The sequence below is a fragment of the Rhizohabitans arisaemae genome (assembly GCF_025996515.1).
Lineage (GTDB): Bacteria > Actinomycetota > Actinomycetes > Streptosporangiales > Streptosporangiaceae > Rhizohabitans > Rhizohabitans arisaemae.
Genome location: NZ_BLRH01000035.1, coordinates 966,512 through 985,453, shown reverse-complemented (window position 1 = coordinate 985,453; position 18,942 = coordinate 966,512). Strand labels below are relative to the sequence as shown.

17 protein-coding genes are annotated in these 18,942 nt (G+C 71.1%); 16 read left to right on the top strand and 1 reads right to left on the bottom strand.

Annotation, left to right across the window (positions count from 1 at the left end; translation table 11 throughout):
• Positions 1-194 precede the first annotated feature (194 nt).
• Positions 195-1,118 (top strand): ABC transporter ATP-binding protein, encoded by a 924-nt coding sequence (locus RUR_RS26430; protein WP_283137893.1) that lies wholly within the window; start codon positions 195-197, stop codon positions 1,116-1,118.
• A 59-nt stretch (positions 1,119-1,177) separates the two neighbouring features.
• The gene (locus RUR_RS26425; protein ID WP_283137892.1) at positions 1,178-2,176 is read left to right on the top strand and encodes an ABC transporter permease; all 999 of its coding nucleotides are present in this window, start codon (positions 1,178-1,180) and stop codon (positions 2,174-2,176) included.
• Positions 2,177-2,861: 685 nt separating this feature from the next.
• Here the strand turns inward: RUR_RS26425 and RUR_RS26420 are convergent.
• Positions 2,862-3,749 carry a galactosyltransferase-related protein gene (locus RUR_RS26420; protein WP_283137891.1) on the bottom strand — a complete coding sequence of 296 codons (888 nt, stop codon included), beginning with the start codon at positions 3,747-3,749 and terminating at the stop codon, positions 2,862-2,864.
• Positions 3,750-3,976: 227 nt separating this feature from the next.
• Between RUR_RS26420 and RUR_RS26415 the strand changes: the two genes are divergently transcribed.
• The 14 genes from RUR_RS26415 to RUR_RS26350 all read left to right on the top strand — a co-directional run bounded on the left by RUR_RS26415 (position 3,977) and on the right by RUR_RS26350 (position 18,886).
• Positions 3,977-4,759: a nucleotidyltransferase family protein gene (locus RUR_RS26415; protein WP_283137890.1), complete on the top strand. Its 783-nt coding sequence runs from the start codon at positions 3,977-3,979 to the stop codon at positions 4,757-4,759.
• Positions 4,756-5,934 carry a glycosyltransferase gene (locus RUR_RS26410; RefSeq protein ID WP_283137889.1) on the top strand — a complete coding sequence of 393 codons (1,179 nt, stop codon included), beginning with the start codon at positions 4,756-4,758 and terminating at the stop codon, positions 5,932-5,934. The genes RUR_RS26415 and RUR_RS26410 overlap by 4 nt, the downstream gene beginning before the upstream one ends.
• Positions 5,935-5,940: 6 nt before the next feature.
• Positions 5,941-7,704: a B12-binding domain-containing radical SAM protein gene (locus tag RUR_RS26405; RefSeq protein WP_283137888.1), complete on the top strand. Its 1,764-nt coding sequence runs from the start codon at positions 5,941-5,943 to the stop codon at positions 7,702-7,704.
• A 24-nt stretch (positions 7,705-7,728) separates the two neighbouring features.
• Positions 7,729-8,040 carry an Os1348 family NHLP clan protein gene (locus RUR_RS26400; protein WP_283137887.1) on the top strand — a complete coding sequence of 104 codons (312 nt, stop codon included), beginning with the start codon at positions 7,729-7,731 and terminating at the stop codon, positions 8,038-8,040.
• A gap of 3 nt (positions 8,041-8,043) precedes the next feature.
• Positions 8,044-8,952, top strand: coding sequence for a radical SAM protein (locus RUR_RS26395; protein ID WP_283137886.1), 909 nt, complete (start codon positions 8,044-8,046; stop codon positions 8,950-8,952).
• 19 nt (positions 8,953-8,971) lie between these two features.
• Positions 8,972-9,652 carry a hypothetical protein gene (locus RUR_RS26390; protein WP_283137885.1) on the top strand — a complete coding sequence of 227 codons (681 nt, stop codon included), beginning with the start codon at positions 8,972-8,974 and terminating at the stop codon, positions 9,650-9,652.
• On the top strand, positions 9,649-10,878 hold the full coding sequence (locus tag RUR_RS26385) for a DUF6365 family protein (protein WP_283137884.1): 1,230 nt from the start codon (positions 9,649-9,651) through the stop codon (positions 10,876-10,878). Before RUR_RS26390 ends, RUR_RS26385 begins: the two co-directional genes overlap by 4 nt.
• 277 nt (positions 10,879-11,155) lie before the next feature.
• Positions 11,156-12,373, top strand: a complete 1,218-nt coding sequence (locus tag RUR_RS26380; protein ID WP_283137883.1) for a DUF6365 family protein — start codon at positions 11,156-11,158, stop codon at positions 12,371-12,373.
• Positions 12,370-13,752 carry a hypothetical protein gene (locus tag RUR_RS26375; RefSeq protein WP_283137882.1) on the top strand — a complete coding sequence of 461 codons (1,383 nt, stop codon included), beginning with the start codon at positions 12,370-12,372 and terminating at the stop codon, positions 13,750-13,752. Before RUR_RS26380 ends, RUR_RS26375 begins: the two co-directional genes overlap by 4 nt.
• The gene (locus tag RUR_RS26370) at positions 13,730-14,851 is read left to right on the top strand and encodes a hypothetical protein (protein ID WP_283137881.1); all 1,122 of its coding nucleotides are present in this window, start codon (positions 13,730-13,732) and stop codon (positions 14,849-14,851) included. The genes RUR_RS26375 and RUR_RS26370 overlap by 23 nt, the downstream gene beginning before the upstream one ends.
• 178 nt (positions 14,852-15,029) lie before the next feature.
• Positions 15,030-15,737 carry a sensor histidine kinase gene (locus tag RUR_RS26365; RefSeq protein WP_283137880.1) on the top strand — a complete coding sequence of 236 codons (708 nt, stop codon included), beginning with the start codon at positions 15,030-15,032 and terminating at the stop codon, positions 15,735-15,737.
• A 152-nt stretch (positions 15,738-15,889) separates the two neighbouring features.
• Positions 15,890-18,508, top strand: a complete 2,619-nt coding sequence (gene lanKC / locus RUR_RS26360) for a class III lanthionine synthetase LanKC (protein WP_283137879.1) — start codon at positions 15,890-15,892, stop codon at positions 18,506-18,508.
• A gap of 38 nt (positions 18,509-18,546) precedes the next feature.
• Positions 18,547-18,681 carry a SapB/AmfS family lanthipeptide gene (locus RUR_RS26355; RefSeq protein WP_283137878.1) on the top strand — a complete coding sequence of 45 codons (135 nt, stop codon included), beginning with the start codon at positions 18,547-18,549 and terminating at the stop codon, positions 18,679-18,681.
• A gap of 70 nt (positions 18,682-18,751) precedes the next feature.
• On the top strand, positions 18,752-18,886 hold the full coding sequence (locus tag RUR_RS26350) for a SapB/AmfS family lanthipeptide (protein ID WP_283137878.1): 135 nt from the start codon (positions 18,752-18,754) through the stop codon (positions 18,884-18,886).
• The last annotated feature ends 56 nt before the right edge of the window (positions 18,887-18,942 follow it).

Sequence of the window (18,942 nt, the reverse complement as noted above, 5' to 3'; positions counted from 1 at the left end):
GGCTCTTGGCCGCGGGCGCGGCGGCCGGGGAGCGGCACCCCCCGCCCCGCGCCCGGGAGCCGTCCGGAGAACGCCGCCGCAGGCCGTACCGGACGTCCTTTCCTCCGCACGGTCACACCCCAGCCTCCACCGGTCCCGGCGCCGCGGGCGCGGACCGGCGGCGATCACCCCCGTCGTCACGCAAAGGAGTCGCGATGCAGGAACCCCACGAGCCGGCCGACCGCGCCATCGTGGTCAAAGACGTCCGTAAACGATACGGCGACACCCACGCGGTGGACGGCGTCTCCCTCGAAGTGGAGACGGGGGAGTTCTTCGGCATCCTCGGACCCAACGGGGCGGGGAAGACGACGACACTGGAGATGATCGAAGGGCTGCGTGAGCCGGACTCCGGGGAGATCCGGGTGCTGGGCCTGTCCCCCTGGCCGCGCAATCCGCGGCTGCTGCCGCGGTTCGGCGTGCAGATGCAGGTCTCCTCGTTCTTCGAACGCCTCACCGCGCGGGAGCAGCTCCGCGCCTTCGCCTCGCTGTACGGGGTCCCCCAGACCGTGGCCGACGAGTTGCTGGAGCGGTTCGGCCTGACGGAGAAGGCGGGCAACCGGGTGGAACAGCTCTCCGGCGGGCAGGCCCAGCGGCTCTCCATCGCGTGCGCGCTGGTCCACGACCCGGACATCGTCTTCCTGGACGAGCCCACGGCGGGCCTGGACCCGCAGGCCCGGCGCAATCTGTGGGACGTCCTGCGCGACATCAACGGCCAGGGCAAGACGGTGGTGCTGACGACGCACTTCCTGGACGAAGCGGAGATCCTCTGCGACCGGGTGGCCATCATGGACCGGGGGCGGATCCTGGAGTCCGGGCCGCCCGCGGAGCTGGTCCGCGGCCTCGGCTCGGCCACCCGCATCGCCGTGCGGGCCGGCACGCTGCCGGTGGAGGAGGCCGCCGGGCTCTTCCCCGACGCCGAGGTCGGCGAGGACGAGGTGTCGCTGACCATCGCCACCAAGGATCCCTCCGGGGTGCTGTCGGTGCTGGCCGGCAAGAACGCCCTCACCGGGCTCTCGGTGCGCGGCGCCACCCTGGAAGACGTCTTTCTCGAACTCACCGGACGGGAGTACCGGGCATGAGGGGCTTTCCCACCCTTTCTCGGATCATGTTCCTTGGCTTCGTCCGGGATCGTGCCGCGATGTTCTTCACGATCCTGTTTCCGCTGATCTTCCTGATCATCATGGGCGGGCTCTTCCAGTCCGGCGGCGCACCCCAGTCGAGGCTGATCACGATCGGGGCGGTCCCCATGATCGACCTGCTCCCCGCGCAGGGCCGCGCGGAGGTCGACAAGGTCCTGCAGATCTCCCGGCTGGACGACGCCGAGCAGGCCCTGACCCAGGTGCGCAACGGCGACGCCGCGGCGGCGGTCCAGCAGCGGGGCGACCAGGTCGTCATGCACTTCTCCGCCGCCGACACCACCTCGTCCGGGATCGTGCGCAGCGTCATGGAGGGGATCATCCAGGCGGCCAACCTGGCGACCACCGGGCAGCCTCCCAGATTCTCCCTGACCCTGAACCAGGTGGAGAACAAGGCGCTGCCGCAGATCCAGTACCTCACCCCGGGCATCCTCGGCTGGGCCATCGCCACCGGAGCCACCTTCACCGCCGCCTCCACGCTGGTCCTGTGGCGGGAGAAGCGGATCCTGCGCCGCCTCACCCTCACCCCGGTGCGCTTCCCCGCGGTGACCGGAGCCCGGGTCCTGGTGAGCCTGGGGATCGCGCTCGCCCAGACCGTGATCTTCCTCGCCGTCGCGGTGGGGTTCTTCGGGCTGAAACTGGCGAGCCACTGGTGGACCTCGATCCCGCTGATCCTCGCCGGGACCCTCGCCTTCCTCGCGATCGGGCTGCTCGCCGGGGCGAAGGCCAAATCGGTCGAGACGGCCAACGCCGTCTCCAACCTGATCGTCATTCCGATGGCGTTTCTCTCCGGCTCGTTCTTCCCGCTCTCCATGGCCCCGCAGTGGCTCCAGAACGTCGCCGAGGTCTTCCCGCTCCGGCACCTCAACACCGGGATGCTGGACTCCCTGGCCCGCGGGCTGGACCCCGCCGCGATCCTCCCCGAGCTCGGCATCCTGCTGGGGTTCGCCGCCGTGATCACCACTCTGGCGGTCTGGCTGTTCCGGTGGAACGACATCTGAGCCGGCCGCGACGTCCGATTCGATCACGTGTCCGGCCGCGGGGCGACGCGGTTCGCGCCAAGGCCGGGACGCCGCGCCGCCGGGTAGGGCCGCCTGAGGCCGTACCGGATCCCCGACGGCGCCCCGCTCCTCGCCCCGGACCCGAATGACGCAGCCTGTGTGTGGTGGTAGGGGCTGCGTTCCGGCGACGAGGGCGCGGCGTCCCGGCCCGGCCCATGCACCGTGTCGTGGATCCGGTACGGCGGGGGCGGCCCCGTCGGGTCCACGGCCGCACCCGGTTCGCGTGATCATTGTGGAATGCGCGCCCCGGCGGGTGCGGACAGCGCAACGATCACCGGGTACGAAGGCGGCACCGGGCCGACCCCGGCGACCTTCGGGGAATCCGAGGCAGGTACGGCACCCGCATGATCGTTGTGGAATGCGCACCCCAGCGGGTGCGGACAGCGCAACGATCACCGGGTACGAAGGCGGCACCGGGCCGACCCCGGCGACCTTCGGGGAATCCGAGGCAGGTACGGCACCCGCATGATCGTTGTGGAATGCGCACCCCGGCGGGTGCGGACAGCGCAACGATCACGCGAACGGTGCCGGAGCTGTGGCCGTCGCACGTACCTGACTTCGAGACAGGCCTTCAGGCCGTACCGAATCCTCGGCGGGAGCCCGGGTCGGCTCGGCCGCGGTCCGGCTACGGCACGGTGTCCGCGCCGGCGGCGAGGTCCTCTTTGATCATCTGCTCGGCGCCCGAGGCGACCCGGTCCGCCAGCAGCGCCCGGTTGGCGTCGAGGCCGGCGCCCCGGTAGGTGCGGGGGTGCTCGAAGTGCAGGCAGGAGAGGGCACGGGCGCCGCGCCAGCCCCGCAGCAGGCGCGCCCGGCCGGAGAGCTTGACCAGAAGGTCGTCGTCCTCGCACCCCCACCCGACGTACCGGGGACAGTATCCGCCCACCTCGTCGAAGAGCGACCGGTCGACCAGCACCCCGCCCCAGTGGTAGGGCGAGCGCCAGTACATCTCCGGCGAGTCCTCCTCGTAGCCGGCCTCCGGCGGCGGCTGGACCATGAGCAGCGAACCGTGCCAGGCGAACCGCTCACCGGTGAGCCTGGCCAGGCCGCCGGCGCCGTCGTCGGTCACGAAGCAGATCCGGCCGCGTCCGGGTGAGGGCCAGGTCACCCGCTCGTACCCGCCCGGGTCGACCAGGCGGTACATCCAGGGCTGGACGAACACCGCGTCCTCGCGGACCTCCAAGGCCCGGCGAAGGTAGTTCGATCCGAGCGGGACGACGTCCCCGTCGCTGAGGTAGAGCACGGGCGCCCGGGCCGAGCGCACCGCGAGGTTGCGGAGCCGCCCGGGGGCCTGGTCCCCCGGCTCCGTCCGGACCACGCGGAGTCTGCCGGTACGGATCAAGTCGGCCAGCGCGCCGACCGGCGTCTCGGGCGCGGCGCCCACGACCACCTCGCACGCGACGTCCTGAGCCAGCCAGGCCAGGCTCACCGCCCTCAGGGTCTGCACCGCGCGGTGGCTGCCGAACAGGGGCAACACCACGCTCACCTGCGGGGACACCGACACTGCTCCCGTCATGCGCGACCTGCTTTCCCGATGTCGCCGATGCGTTTGCCCAGACCGTAACAACCAGTCAGAACCCGAGCTAGTGCGTGAACACCGATAAAGCCGACCACAACATCACCACAACAAAACCACGGACGCCGGAGCTTACGCTTCCGGAGAAGATCCAGCCCCTGAGCACCGGCTCCCGGCACCCGCCGTACGGAACGGTGCAAACCCGCGTACCGTCCCAGGGAGTCCGCATGGCGAGAGCGTTCGGAGTCGTGCCCGCCGCAGGGCTCGGTTCCCGCCTGTGGCCGTACCGGGCACCCAAGGAGCTCATCCAGATCGGCTACCAGCCCGACGGCGACGGACGGCTCGCCCCCCGGGCGGCGATCGACCACATCCTGCACGCCCTCCGCGGCGGCGGCGTGGAGAACGTCCTCGTCATCGTCTCCCCGGCCAAATGGGAGGTCCTGCGCTACCTCGGCGGCGGCGACCAACTGGGGCTGGCCCTCGGCTACCTCTGCCAGGAGGAGCCCCGCGGGATGCCGCACGCCCTCGACCTGGCCCGGCCCTTCGTCGCCGGAAGCACCGTCTGCATGGGGATGCCCGACACCATCGTCACCCCTTCCGACTGCTTCGCCCGGCTGCTCGACTTCCACGAGGCCCGCGACGCCGACCTCAGCCTCGGGCTCTTCCCCACCGCCCAGCCGGAATCCCTCGCCCCCGTCGTCATCGACCCCGCCACCCACAGAGCGCTCGCCGTCGTCGACAAGCCCGCGGTGGCCCCCGTCGCCAACACCTGGGGCATCGCCGTCTGGTCCCCGGCCTTCACCGAACTCCTGCACGACTTCCTGGCTCGGCTCCCCCGAGGCACGGGCCGGCCGGAGTCGCTCCTCAGCGACGTCTTCAACGAGGCGATCGGCGTCGGGATCCGCGTCTTCGGCCTCCCCTTCGACGACGGGGAGTTCCTCGACATCGGCACCCCGGCGAACCTGATGCGCGCCAGGACCCTCCTCGAACCGGCGGAGCCGCGACCGTGAGCCGGCTGCTGCTGGTCCCCTACGGCGAGCCCGGGCACACCGAGCCGATGAGCGCGCTCGGGCTCCGGCTCCGCGCGCACGGCCACCGGGTCGCCGTCTTCGCCGAACCCGAAGCCGCCTCGCGGATCGCCCCGGAACTGCGGGTCCTCACCCCGGCACGCTGGCGCTCCCGCGAACCGATCCCGCCCGGGACACTCGCGACGGGCGACGGCGCCGCACTCTTCCGGCACCGGTTCTTCGGCTCCGTCACCCACATGACCCACGACGTCCTGGAAGCCGCCGAGCGCGTCGACGCCGAGGTCGTCGTCGGCGACGTGTTCGCCCCCGGGGCCGGTCTCGCCGCCGAACTGGCCGGTCTGCCGTGGGCTTCCCTGGCGTGCACCCCGGTACCCGCCCTCGACTCCCACCTCGCCTTCATCCCGCCCCACACGGCCCGGCACTTCGACGCGGCGCCCGCCCGGGACGAGCTCGGGCTGCCGCCCGACGGAACCAACCTGCTCGGGCGGATCTCGCCGTACCTGCATCTGATCCCCACCACCCCGGGCTTCGCCGGAGCCCACACGCTTCCCGGCCACGTCCGCCTGACCGGACCGCTCACCCCCGGACCGGCGGCGCCCCCCGCCCCGGACGCCGGGGGCCGGCCGACGATCGCCGTCACCACGAGCACCGCGTCCCGCGCCTCCCTCGGCGGCCGGGCCGGCGCGCAGGACCGGTACCTGCGCGCCGTCGTCGCCGCGGTGGGGCGGCTCGACGTGGACGCGGTGCTGACCCTGCCCGCGGCGACGGACCCCGCCGTCCTCGGGCCTCTCCCGGCGAACCTGCGGCCGTCCGGGCCCGTCCCGCACGAGGAGCTGTTCGGACGGTGCGCGGCGGTGGTCAGCCACGCCGGGTGGGGGACCGTCGGCCGGGCCTTGATCCGCGGACTCCCCCTGGTCCTGGTGCCGATCACCGGCGATCAGGGGTACATCGCCCGCCGCTGCGCCGAACTGGGCCTCGGCATCGCGCTCGACCCGTCGACGATCCACCCGCAGCGGCTGGGCGAGGCGATCGAGGCGGTCTGCGGGGACCCGGACTACCGAAAGGCGGCGCGGGAGTTCGCCGCCGAGCTGGCAACCACCGCGCCGCTGGACGCCGCGGCCTCTTTCATCGCATCGCTGCCTGCCGGGAAAGGTTGAACCGTCATGACAGCCGAGATCATCCAATCGGGCCGGCCCGCGCCACGGGTGCTTATCGTGGACGCGCCCGGCGAGCACACCATGTTCACCCGGATGAACCTGCCGCCGTTCGGTCCCGGTGTAGTCGCCGGGAGCATGCGCGCGGCCGGGATCGAGGTGGATCACCACGACCTCAACTCCGACTTCTCCCGGATGTGGCACGGAAAGGAGTTCACCAAGACCGACCTCCGCCCGTTCTACGACGAACGCGCGGTGATCTCCTACGTGCGGGGCGGCGCGAACGAGTTCTTCGACGCCTTCGCGGCCCGGCTGCTGGCGGGCAAGGACATCGACGGGGCCGACGTCGTCGGGGTGTCGGCGGGCGGCGACTTCTCCTGGATGGAGATGCACTCGGCCGCCGTGATCGCCTCGCACGTCAAGCGGCACTACGGCAAGCCGATCATCATGGGCGGGAACAACCTCGACTACCTCATGCAGTTCAAGGACGCCTTCCACAGCTGGTGGTCGGCGTGCGTCGAGGAGTTCGACTACCTGATCACCGGGCCGGGCGAGGACACCGCCGTCGACGCCGTGTTCGCCCTGGCCGGCGGCCGTCCGGCCGTACCGATGGCGACGACGTGGCCCGGGGTGGCCCGGGTACGCGGGGACCGGGTGCTGCGGGCGCCCGACGCGATCCACCGGATCATCCCCCCCGACCTGGACGGGCTGCGCCTGGAGGACTACGCGAACTTCGTCCGGCACCGCCCGGAGGCGAGCCCGCGCAAGCGGGAGACCGACGAGATGTGGAACCTGATGCAGCTCTATCGGTTCCCCGCCTATCTGAGCTGGGTCGCCAACGACGCGAACGCGGCGAACGCCGGGAACGGGTTCGAGGGGCGGCTCGTCCTGCCGTACGTCTTCAACTACAACTGCCCGTACTCCTGCGCGTTCTGCACCGAGAGCCTGGAGCGCACCAAGCTGGTGCACGCCAAGGTCGACGAGGTCATCGAGCACATGGCGGGCATGTCCGCCAAGTACGGCACGCCGTACTTCTATCTGTTCAACAACTACTTCAACCTGATCAACGGCTTCGTCGAGGAGTTCGCCAGCCGGGTCGTGCTGCACGGGGTGAAGTTCCACTGGTCGGACTGCGCCCGCTTCAACGGGCTCACCTACGAGCGGCTGGCGCTGCTGCACGACTCGGGCTGCCGCAAACTCACCTTCGGCCTGGAGACCGCGAGCACCAAGATGCTCCGGGTCATCGACAAGCGGGTCAAGCTGGCCGAGGCCGAGCAGGTGCTGAGGTGGTGCAAGGAGATCGGCATCTGGGCCGACCTGGAGATCATCACCGGGCTGCCGCACGAGGACGAGGAGTGCTTCGACGAGACGGCGGGCTTCCTGGAGCGAAACGCCGACACCATCAACTACTTCAACGTGAACCGCTACTTCGTCGCCCCCAAGTCGCTGATGGGCGCCAAACCCGAGGCGTACGGCATGCGGCTGCGCAAGTTCCCCGACGCCTACCAGCGCCTGCTGGACGCGAACTACCGCTGGCTGGCGAACGACCTCGACCACTCGTACCGGCCGCAGAACTTCCGCGTCTACGAGTTCGACGAGATCGACGGGCGGACCGCCGAGGAGCTCGCCGAGGCCGTCTCCCCGAAGATCGCCCGGCTCAACGCGATCCAGAGCAACGACTTCATGGACGCCTGGCAGGTGCTCAACATGCGCCGGGACCAGCCTGTGTCCGCCCCGGCCCGGTTCACGGGCGAGAGCTTGGCACCCATTTAGCCGACACGAACCGAAGGGCAGAACGTGACCGACCAAGACCTCACCCACATCCCCGCCGAGCGAACCGAGATCAAAGTGGTTCTCGAACGGGCGATCGCCGACCCGGCCTTCGGCGAGCTGCTGCTGAACGACCCGGACACCGCGCTGGCCGAGTACGAGCTGACCGACGTCCAGACGCTGCTCCTGCGCAGCCTGGACGAGGACGACCTGGCGAAGCTGACGCCGCAGAACCTCGACGAGTACTTCGAGGTGGGCTCCGCCGTGTACACGCCCGACGACGCGCACCTCGTCAACCAGGGCTATGAGATGTACGACAAGGACGAGCTTGAGGGGTAGGTCATGAAGGCACTCAGCATCCACCTCACCGACATCTGCAACAGCAAGTGCACGTTCTGCATCGTCGACTCCCCCTTCATGAAGGAGGACACCATCGTCCGCAGGCGCGTCTCGCGCTTCCTGCGGGAACACGCGGGGCAGGGGTACGAGGCGGTCAACCTGCACGGGGGCGAGGCGACGATCCGCCGGGACTTCCTGGAGATCCTCGACGAGATCCGGGAACTCGGCTACCCGACGGTCTTCCTGCAGACCAACGGCCGCAAGTTCGCCCAGATGAAGTACGCCAAGACCGTCGTGGAGAAGGGCGTCAGCCTGTTCATCGTCTCCATGCACGGGGCGACCGCGCTGGTGCAGGACCGGATCAGCCTCTCGCTGGGCAGCTTCGACCAGGCGGTCAAGGGCATCCGGCACATGAAGGAGCTGGGCGCCCGGGTGCGCACCAACTCGGTGGTGTGCAAGGACAACTACACCCAGCTGCCCGACATCATCGACCTCTGCCTGGACCTCGGCGCCGACCACGTGAACATCTCGGCGCTGCACACCTCGGGCACGGCGCTGCGCAACTTCTGGGACGTCACCCCGCGCTACGACGAGATCCAGCCGTACGTCTTCGAGGCGATCGACCGGGCGGTCAGGCGCGGCAGCGTGATCACCATGGAGGGCTTCCCGTACTGCGCGATCCCCGGCTACGAGCAGTACATGCTCGACTGGGACGAGAACAAGTTCAAGATGCTCTACCGGACCTTCGTGCTCGACGACTACGAGTCGTACATGGACGACTTCACCCGGGTCAAGGACCAGCGCTGCCACGGCTGCGTCCACAACGACCGCTGCGGCGGCGTCTACAAGGAGTACGCGGAGTTCATCGGGTGGGACGAGTTCCAGCCGGTCACCCCCGCAGAGGCCACCTGAGACACGGAAAGGGCGAAGAGTGCGGCTGATCACCCAGGCGGACGAGAACCTGTTCCAGACGATTGTCGTGGCGGCGAAACTGGGCCGGGCGGACCCCCTCGTCGAGCGGCTGAACGACCAGTACGCCGAGGATTGGGAGAACCCCCAGGCGGCCTTCCCCTACGCGCTGGCCGTGGTCGCCATGCTCCAGGCGGACGTCTCCGGCTTCGAGAAGCACGCCAGTTTCAACGAGGCGCTGGAGACGCTCAACGACATCCTGTACACCGACCCGGCGCACTGGCTCGCCCAGTACCTCCGGGCCCGGCTCCGGACGATGATCCCCAGCTCCCTGATCTACAAGACCTACCTGGACATGGAGCGGGACAAGGCGGGTGAGGGCTCGCAGGAGCTGATCGAGGTACAGGCCGCCGCGGCGTGGCAGCCGTACTTCGTCAGCGCCTACGCCCTCGCCGCGCACACCCCGGGCGAGGACGGCCGGGACCCCGCCCACGTCGGGAAGACCATCCGGGAGGCCGCGGAGGCGGGACCGCGGAGCCGGGTCCCCTACCCCGCGCTCGGGGCGATCCTCTGCGAACCGCTCGTCGCGCTGTACATGGACGTCACGCTGCCGGAGCGGGAGCTGATCGCCACCATGATGCGGGAGCTCTACCCGGACCAGCCGGCGGTCCGCGACGCGCTCGGCCGGTTCCCGATCCCGTGAGCGGTTCCCGGGTGGTGCTGTTCATCGTCACGAGCTTCTGGGCGCACGGCGAACTCGCCATCGCGACCGAGTTCGCCCGGCGGATGCGCGGCACCGGCTTCACCCCGCTCTTCCTGATCCCGCCGACCCACCGGGGAGCGGTCGCCGAGGCCGGGTTCGCCCACCACGTCGTCATCCCCGGGGCCGGAAAGATCAACAGGATCCAGCTCGCGGACATCCAGCACGTCCACCGGCCGGCCCTGGTGGTGCTCGCCGACTTCCTCAACTACGACTTCTGCGACCGGCACTACGGCCTCACCCGGGACGACCTGGACGTGTTCGAATGCCCGATCGGCACGTTCGACAACTTCTCCTGGGGTCGCGAGGGCGCCTGGCTGGACACCTACGGCTTCAAGGCGCGCTACGAAGGGGAGATCACCCTCAAAGGTCTCTCGTTCCGGCTGAGACCCTGCCCGCTCAACCACCCGACGGCGCCCGCGGAGCCCGGCGTCTTCCCCTACCCGCTGCTCGCCGAACCCCCCGCGACGGCACGACCCCCCGCACGCGAGATCCGCGCCGCGCTCGGCCTGGACGACGGCAAACCCGTCGTCCTCGTCGCCGGGGCGACCTGGCAGCGCAGCCACGCCGCCTACCCCCGGGTCACCGCCTTCGTCCAGGCGTGCACCGAGATGCTGGAACGGCTGCTCACCCCGCTCCTGGAGCACGCCCACGTGGTCTCGGTGGGACCCTCCCCCGTCTTCCGGGACGGGGCCCCACCCGGCTACCACCCGCTGGGGCCGCTCGCCCCGGCCCGCTTCGCCGAACTCGCCGGCACCGTCGACCTGCACGTCTCCAACAACGTCGTCTCGGTGAGCCTGCACCGGCTGGCGCTCGGCGGCGTCCCCTCGGCCGTGGTGCGCAACTCCCTCACCGCCGACGACGGCACCTTGTCGGAGTCCGCGCGGGAGGTGTTCGCCCGGATCGGGGAGCCCTATCCGTTCCACATGTTCCCGGTGGGCTGGTACCACTTCCTGCGCTCCCTGCTCGCGGGCAACCCCTTCGCCGCCCTGATCACCCCGATCGAGGTCTTCCGGGAGGAGGCCGGGCTGGAGACGCTCGTCGGCCTGCTCGCGCCGGGGCCCGGGCGCGACCGGGTGGAGGCGGCCCGGCAGGACTACCTGCGGACCCTGAACGGGCTCCCCGACGTGGAGACGATCCTGCGCCGGATCGCCGTACCCCGCGGGTGAGGGCCGGTACGGGCTGCGCCGGGCCCGCCGCAGGCCGTACCCCACGCCGTCCTGTCCGGGCGGAGTCCGGGCACCCGGGCGCCCGGTACGGCGGACGGCTCCCGGCCCGGCCGTCCCCTGCACGGGGTGATCGTTGCGCTCTCCGCACCCCCCAGGGTGCGGACACCACAACGATCACACGGGCGACACGCCGGGCAGGCCGTACCGCAACCGCAGACCCCCGGTGTGGCCGCGGCACCGCCGGAAGACCGCGCCGACCCATGTTCAAGGAGTCCCGATGAAGCTGCTCTTCCTCGGCCTCGGCCACCTGTCCAAAGGCGATGTGAGCATCGCCGCGGACTTCGCCAGGCAGTTACCCAGAAACCGGTTCCAGGTCGGGTTCGTCGCCACCCCGGACGCGGTCCCGCAACTGAGGGACCTGGGGCTGGCGACCCTGCCCCTGGACGCCGGGACCCCCGAGGCCAACCTGGCGACGTTCGACACGATCATGCGGAACTTCCGGCCGGACTGCCTGGTCGCCGCGGACCCGTTCACCCTCAACTACTCGGCCTCCTGGTCGGGGCTGAGCGTCGGCCTGCTGCGGGAACGCTACGGCGACCTGCCGCTGGCCGGGTTCGACCAGTACGACTGGCGGGCGGCCGACTACTGCATCGACTTCTACGGCGGCTACCGCAAGCGTTTCCCCCGCCTCCTTGAGGAGTGCGACCTGCTGATCCGGAACTGCCCGCTCAACCGGCCCGCGGCGAGCGAGGCGAACGTCGCGGTCACCCCGATGATCGGCGGCGGCCTGCGCGGCGCGGCCCCGGTCCGCCCGGCCCCCGGCGGCGACCGCACCGGGCGGCCCACGGTCTTCCTGGTCAACTCCGCGTGGGAGTACGTCAACGTCGTCAACTCCCCGGAGATGGACCAGCTCATCCACGCGATGCCGCGGATCGTGCACAGCCACCTGGCCGCCCTGGGCCGCCCGCTCCAGGTGGTGCACGTCGGACCGCGCGCCTGGGACTTCCCGATCGACGAGCGGATCGAGTACCGGCACCTGATCAAGCTTCCCCCGGCGTCGTTCCACGAGCGGCTGACCGGCGCCGACCTCTTCATCACCGCCAACGCCGCGTCGGTCACCCTCACCCAGGCCGCCCTCGCCGGGGTGCCCACCCTGCTGCTGCAGAACGACAAGGTGTACCACCGGCACGCCGTGGGGGCGCCCGCCTGGCTGGACGCCGCGGTGCCCACGCTGACCACGATGACCCCGTTCCGGGTGTTCCCCTGGGGGTGGTACGACCTGCTCACCCCGGTGCTCTCGAACAACCCCTACACCGGTTGCTTCCGCACCGCGGGGGTGCTGCAACGCCGCAAAGTCCTCGACGAGATGACCACGCTGCTGGACGACATGTCGGCCCGGACCGAGCTGTACGAACGCCAGCTCGACTACCGGGAACGGCTTGGCCGCCTCGCCTCCCCGGCCGATTCCTTCCTCGCCGTGGCGAGGGCGCTGTGAGCGGGGGCGGCCCGGGCGAGCTCGTCGCGGCGGTGACCGGAGCGCAGGTCAGCCGGCGCCGCAGGCTCGACCCGGAGTTCCCGTACCGGCTGCACGTCCGGATGCGCAACGACTTCCTCACCCCGCGCGGTGTGCCGTACCGCTGGCAGGAGGTGGACGGGGTCGTCGACCGGGAGGTACTCGGCGGCTCGGCCGCCGCGGTCCCGGTCCGCTACGTCTGGCAGAGCGTGCACGCCGCGACGGGCAGCCCCAAGGGCCCCGGTCCCCGGCGGGAGTGGACCTTCGCGCGGGGGCAGGGGTTCAACTCCCTGCTCACCCACAGCGTCGCCGAGGGGCCGGGCGCCGGCCCGGCGGAGAACCCCGAACCCGGCGCCGTGCAGGTGGCCTACCCCGACCTGCCCAAGGCGCCCGCGGTCGACCTGCTCCTCATGCTCACCTGGGACGTGCTCGCCTTCGAGATGCTCTGTACCCAGATGACCGGCACGCCCGGGCTGAACCGCCTCGGGGTCGTTTCGGAACTCGAACGCATCTCCGGGACCTGGGCGGACATGCGCTTCTCCGACCCCTCCACCAGCGCCATGTTCCGCAACGCGCCGATGACCGCGACCAAGATCGGATACGGGGTCACGGACAACCGGCCGACCGCCGTCTACTCCTTCTCCTGCCTCGACTGCGAGCTCACCGTGCGCGCCGGTCCGCTCACCCAGGACGGGCGGTCGTCCTACCTGGGGTACATCCAGGTGGACGCCGAGACCGGCGACCTGGTCGCCGCGGAGATGACCGAGATGATCGTCGCCACCCTGATCGGCGGCGGCGAGCCGGTTCCCATCCAGAAGCGCCGCGTCGTACGGCTGCACGCCGACCCCCGGCACGCCCGCCCCACGCCCGGCCCCGTCCCGCCGCGGGCCGGGCAGACGCCGTCGGCGGACTTCGCCGACCTGGCTCGGGCCGAACGGCAGACCGCCCGCGTCGCCGAGTACCTCCGCGGCCAGATCGGCGCCTTCGACCTGCTGCCGCCGGGCGTCGCCTCGATGGCGGGAATGGGTTTCCACAGCCTCGTCGGCACCGACCTGCCGACCGCGCTCGAGCAGGTTCAGGCGCTCCGCACCGGGCTGCGGGCCTGGCGGCACGGCGACCCGGGGATCCGGGCCGACCTGCCCGCCCACCGGCACGCCCTGGAGGGGCTGCTCGCCTTCACCCAGCTCGCCGTCGAGGAGGCGGCCCGGCTCGATCTGGCGGAGGCACCCCCGCCGGAGGCGATGCGCCAGCAGATGGGCGCGATCGAACGGGCGATCGGCTCGCTGCTGTCCCTGTTCGACCGGCTCGCGCCCGAAGACGTCTGGGAGGCGGGGCCCTATGCCGAGCCCACCGCGCGCTGACGGCAGCCGCGTCGCGGTCGGCGTCACGGTGATGGCCCACCCCCGGCGGGCCGAGGCGGCCGAAGCCCTGGCCGAGCGGCTGGGGGACGCGACGGGGATCGTCTACGACCCGAAGCCCGACGGCCCGCCGAACCCGCTCCGCACCGCGCTCGCGGCGTGGTCCCGCTGCCCGGACGGGACCACGCATCACCTGGTCGTCCAGGACGACGTCGAGCCCGTCCCGTCCCTGCCGGCCGCGGCCGAGCGGGCGGCCCGGCGGTTCCCCGACGCGGTGCTGTCGCTGTACGCCAACTCCGTCAGCTCCAACGGCGCGGCCTCCCGGGTGGCGCTGCTCGCCGGTTACACGTGGGTCGTCGCGGCGGCGGACGAGTACTTCCCCACCCTCGCGGTGATCGCGCCCTGCGAGGTCGCGCACGCGTTCACCGCGTGGTGCCGAACCCGCCCCGACCCCGGCTCGCGGGGCGACGACGAAAGACTCGCCGAGTTCCTCGCCCCGAACGGCCACCCCGCCCTGCTCCGGGTGCCCAACCTGGTCGACCACCGCGAACTGCCGAGCCTGGCCGGCAACGACCACCACGGCCTGCGCCGGTCGGTCTGCTTCGCCGACCCCGCCGGGCGGTACCGGGAGAACGGTGCGGAGCCGGTCCTGTGGCACCCCCCGAACCGGCCGATGTTCGTCCTCGGCGAGTCCCTGCTGTGCGACCCCGTCGAGGGCCCGCTCGACCGGCAGGCGCATCTGGCCCGGGTCGGGGTCACCTGGGAACAGGTGATGGGCATGGCCAGGGAACTCTCCCCGCTGCCGACACCGCTGCCCGGGCGGGCGCCGCGGGCCCTGCGGTTCCTGCGTGAGCTCTGCCTGGCCTGCCACACCCTCGGCTGGGCCGTCGCGGCGGCCGGCCCGGGCCCGGACGGGGTGCTCCCGGACGACGCGACGAGGGACGCCGCGCTCCTGTCCTACCTGGAGTCGGGCCTCGACGGCGACGCCCAGGGCGAGCTGTGGACCCCCCACCTCGCGACGCTCATGCGGTTCGCCCGCCACCTCTACGCGCGGGGCCTGACCGCGGTCCACGAGGGCGTGCCCGCCGTACCGCTCCCGTGACGCGAGGCCGGGCCGGTCGTTCACCGCGATCGGCCCAGCCCGGAATCCGTGGCTCCGGTAATCCGTAACCCCGGCTTGACTCCGCTTGCCATATCGATTTTACCCATCTACTTGACATTCTAGAATTTATCAGAGTTGATATATTAATTACTTTATCAACTCATAAATCGAGATTTCGGTGCTCGATTCCCTTTGGGTACTGTCGGCGATCTCTCTGCTCCCCGTCGCGGTGCTTACCTGTGCCGTCTGGCGGCTCACGGTCCGGCTGCGCCGGATCCGGTCGCGGCAGGTGGAGGTCGCCGCGCGGGCGGTGGCCGAGGTCCGTACGGGCTTCGCCCGAGACCTCCACGACCTCGTCGGGCACCGGCTCTGGGTGGCCCGGCTCCACGGCGACACGGCACGCGGCCTGTCCGAGCACCTGCCCGCCGTCCACGCCGAGCTCACCGTGGTGATCGAGTCGCTCCGGCTCGCCGCCGTCGAGCTCCGCGAGCTCGCCGCGGGGTACCGCGGAACCCGTTTCGCCGACGAGGTGGCCGGCCTGCGCGCGGCGCTCGCCGCCGCGGGCGTCGCCTGCGTGTTCACCGGACCCGCGGAGCCGGACCGGGAGACCGGCGACCTGCTCGCCACGGTGCTGCGCGAGGCGGTCACCAACGTGCTGCGGCACAGCGCCGCCCGCCGATGCGAGATCGATCTCCGGGACGCCGACGGCTTGATCACCCTGACCGTGGCCAACGACGGGGTCCGGGGGTGCACCCGGACGGTCATGGCGGGCGAGGGCCTGGCGAATGTGCGCGACCGCGTCGCCGCGGTGGCCGGGCGGTCCGACGTGCGCAGTGCCGACGGCCGCTTCACCCTGACGGTGGCCGTCCCCGGAAAGCTCGCCTGACCACGGCTCTCCCCTGGTACGCCGATATCGGCGTGACCGGATTCACGACTCCCTATGTGAGATTCGCATATAGCGACGGTGGCGTATGTAACTAGGCATTGCTGGGGCTAGCCGGAATTATCTCTCCTTGACCGCGCAAAGGAGGCTATCTCATGATCGACAAGTATGAGATCTACTGCCTCGCCGACCCGCTCTTCTACGACACACTTGACAAGCGGCGAGCCGAGCACCCGGATTTCCCGATTCTCGCCCGGCCCCTGCCGGAGGGATGGCAGCACCAGGAGACCGACACCTGGATGCACTACGCACCCGAGGGACACCGGCTGCCGTCACAGGGCTGGAAGATCCACATCTCGGCCTGCCGCGACGACGTCGACCGCACGCTGAACGCCGTCTGGGACTACTGCACGAACGCGGGGATCGCCTTCAAGTTCCTGCGCGGCGCGCGCGTCCTGATGATGGCCAACTCCAAGTACGCCGCCCGCGGGGCGAGCGGCAAGCTCGTGACGATCTACCCCGTGGACGAGGAGCGGCTCAAGCTCGTCCTGGACGAGCTCTCCGGGATCCTCGACGGCGTCGAAGGGCCCTACATCCTGAGCGACCTGCGCTACGGCCCCGGACCGCTGTACGTGCGCTACGGCGGCTTCGCCGAGCGGCACTGCGTCACCGAGAGCGGCGAGCGGGTCCTGGCGATCGAGAACGCCGACGGCGAGCTCGTCCCCGACCGGCGCGGACCCACCTTCGCGGTCCCGGAGTGGGTCACGCTCCCCGGCTTCCTCACCCCGCACCTGGCCGCGCGCAACGCGGTGACCGTCGCCGGACTGCCCTACCGGATCGAGCAGGTCCTGCACTTCTCCAACGGCGGAGGCGTCTACCAGGGGGTGGACACCAGGACCGGGACCAAGGTCATCCTGAAGGAGGGGCGGCCGCACGCCGGCCTGGACGCCGCCGGGCGCGACGCGGTCGCCCGCCTGCGGCACGAACGCGACATGCTGGAGCGCCTCGCCGGACTGGACGCGGTGCCCGCCCTGATCGACTACTTCACCCTGGGCGACCACCACTTCCTGGTCGAGGAGTTCGTGGACGGGACGACCCTGAGCCAGACCGCGATCCAGCGGCACCCGCTGATCCGGGCGGACTGCGAGCCCTCCGACGTCGCCGAGTACGCGGACTGGGTGGTCGGCATGCTGTCCCGGGTGGAACAGACCGTGCGGGAGCTGCACGGGCGCGGGGTGGTCTTCGGCGACCTGCACCCGCTGAACATCCTGGTGGGCGAGGACGACCGGCCGGTCCTCATCGACTTCGAGGTCGCGACCCTCACGCAGGACCGGACCCGTTCCGCCCTGGCGCACCCGGGCTTCGGGGCGCCGCCCGACCGGGTCGGCGTCGAGGTCGACGAGTACGCCCTGGCCTGCCTGCGGCTCGGGCTGTTCGCCCCGCAGGCCACCGTGCTCCTGTGGATGCACCGCCCCAAGGTGCGGCAGCTGGCCGAACTCGTCGCCACGACGTTCCCGGTGCGGCGCGCCTACGTCGACGAAGCGGTCCGCACGATTCTCGGCGACCCCCGGAGCGCCGCCGCCCCGGCCAAGCCGGACGTCCCCGTACCGGGTCCGGAGAACTGGACCCGGGTCCGCGAGTCCATGCGCCGCGCCATCCTCGCCTCGGCCACACCCGAACGCTCCGACCGGCTCTTCCCCGGGGACATCGCCCAGTTCCTGCCCGGCGGCGGGATCAACCTCGGGTACGGCGCCGCCGGGGTCCTCTACGCGCTGGCGACGACCGGGGCCGGGCGCTTCCCCGACCACGAGGACTGGCTGCGCAAGCGCGCCGCGGAGCCGGAGCCGGGAACCGGAGTGGGCTTCTACGACGGCCTGCACGGCGTCGCACACGTCCTTGACCTGCTGGGACATCGCCAGGACGCCCTCGACCTGGTGGAGGTCTGCCTGCGCGAGCGGTGGGAGCTGCTCGGCCTGAACCTCAACGACGGCCTGGCCGGCATCGGGCTCAACCTGCTGCACCTCCACGAGACGACCGGCGAGGGGGAGTTCCTCCGCCTCGCCCAGCGGGCCGTCGACCTCTCCGCCGACCGGCTGGGCCGCGTCGAGGACGTCCCCGAGTTCAGCGGGGGAGCCTACCCGCACGCCGGGCTGCTGTACGGCTCGTCGGGCGTCGCGCTGCTCTTCCTGCACGCCTACGAGCGGACCGGCGACACCGGACTGCTCGACCACGCGGCGACCGCCCTGCGCCAGGACCTGCGCAGGTGTGTCGTCCGCGAGGACGGTCAGCTCCAGGTACGGCAGACCTGGCGCACCAACCTCTACCTCGACCAGGGGTCGCTCGGCATCGGACTGGTCCTGTCGAGGTACCTCGGGCACCGGGAGGACCCCGAGTTCCGGGAGGCCCTCGACGGCGTCGTCCGGGTGACCGGACTCCCCTACTACGTGCAGTCGGGGCTGTTCGCCGGCCGGGGCAGCGTCATCGCCGCGCTCGGGATGGGCCTGCGCCCCGGGGTGCCCCACCCCGACCCCCGCGCGATCGACCAGATCCCCCGGCTGGCCTGGCACGCCCTGCCCTACCGAGGTGAACTCGCCTTTCCCGGCAACCAGCTGCTGCGGCTCTCCATGGACCTTGCGACGGGAACGGCGGGGATCCTACTCGCCCTCGGCACCGTGCTGCACGAGCAGCCGGTTCACCTCCCCTTCTGCCAACCGCCCGGCCGGACACCGGAGCGGGGGCTCGACCGCGGAGAGCCTCTCGCCACCACCGGCTAAGCGGGACACCCCATCTCACACTTCGAAAGGAGGAAAACATGGCACTTCTCGACCTTCAGGGCATGGAAGCCCCCGCCGGCGGCGGACACCACGGTGGCGGCAGCTCGCTGAGCCTCATCGGCTGCACCCCGCACGAGAACAGCAGCCTCAGCATTCTCTGCGGCAACCACTGAGTCGCCCGCAGTCGCTTGTGCATCACCGGCAGGCCCTCATTCAGCAGGCCCTCGCTTAAGGAGTAGGACCATGGCACTTCTCGACCTTCAGGGCATGGAAGCCCCCGCCGGCGGCGGACACCACGGTGGCGGCAGCTCGCTGAGCCTCATCGGCTGCACCCCGCACGAGAACAGCAGCCTCAGCATTCTCTGCGGCAACCACTAACACGTCCGCGGGCCCTGGGCGGAGTAAGGCTCCTCATCCCGCCCGGGGCCTTCGGC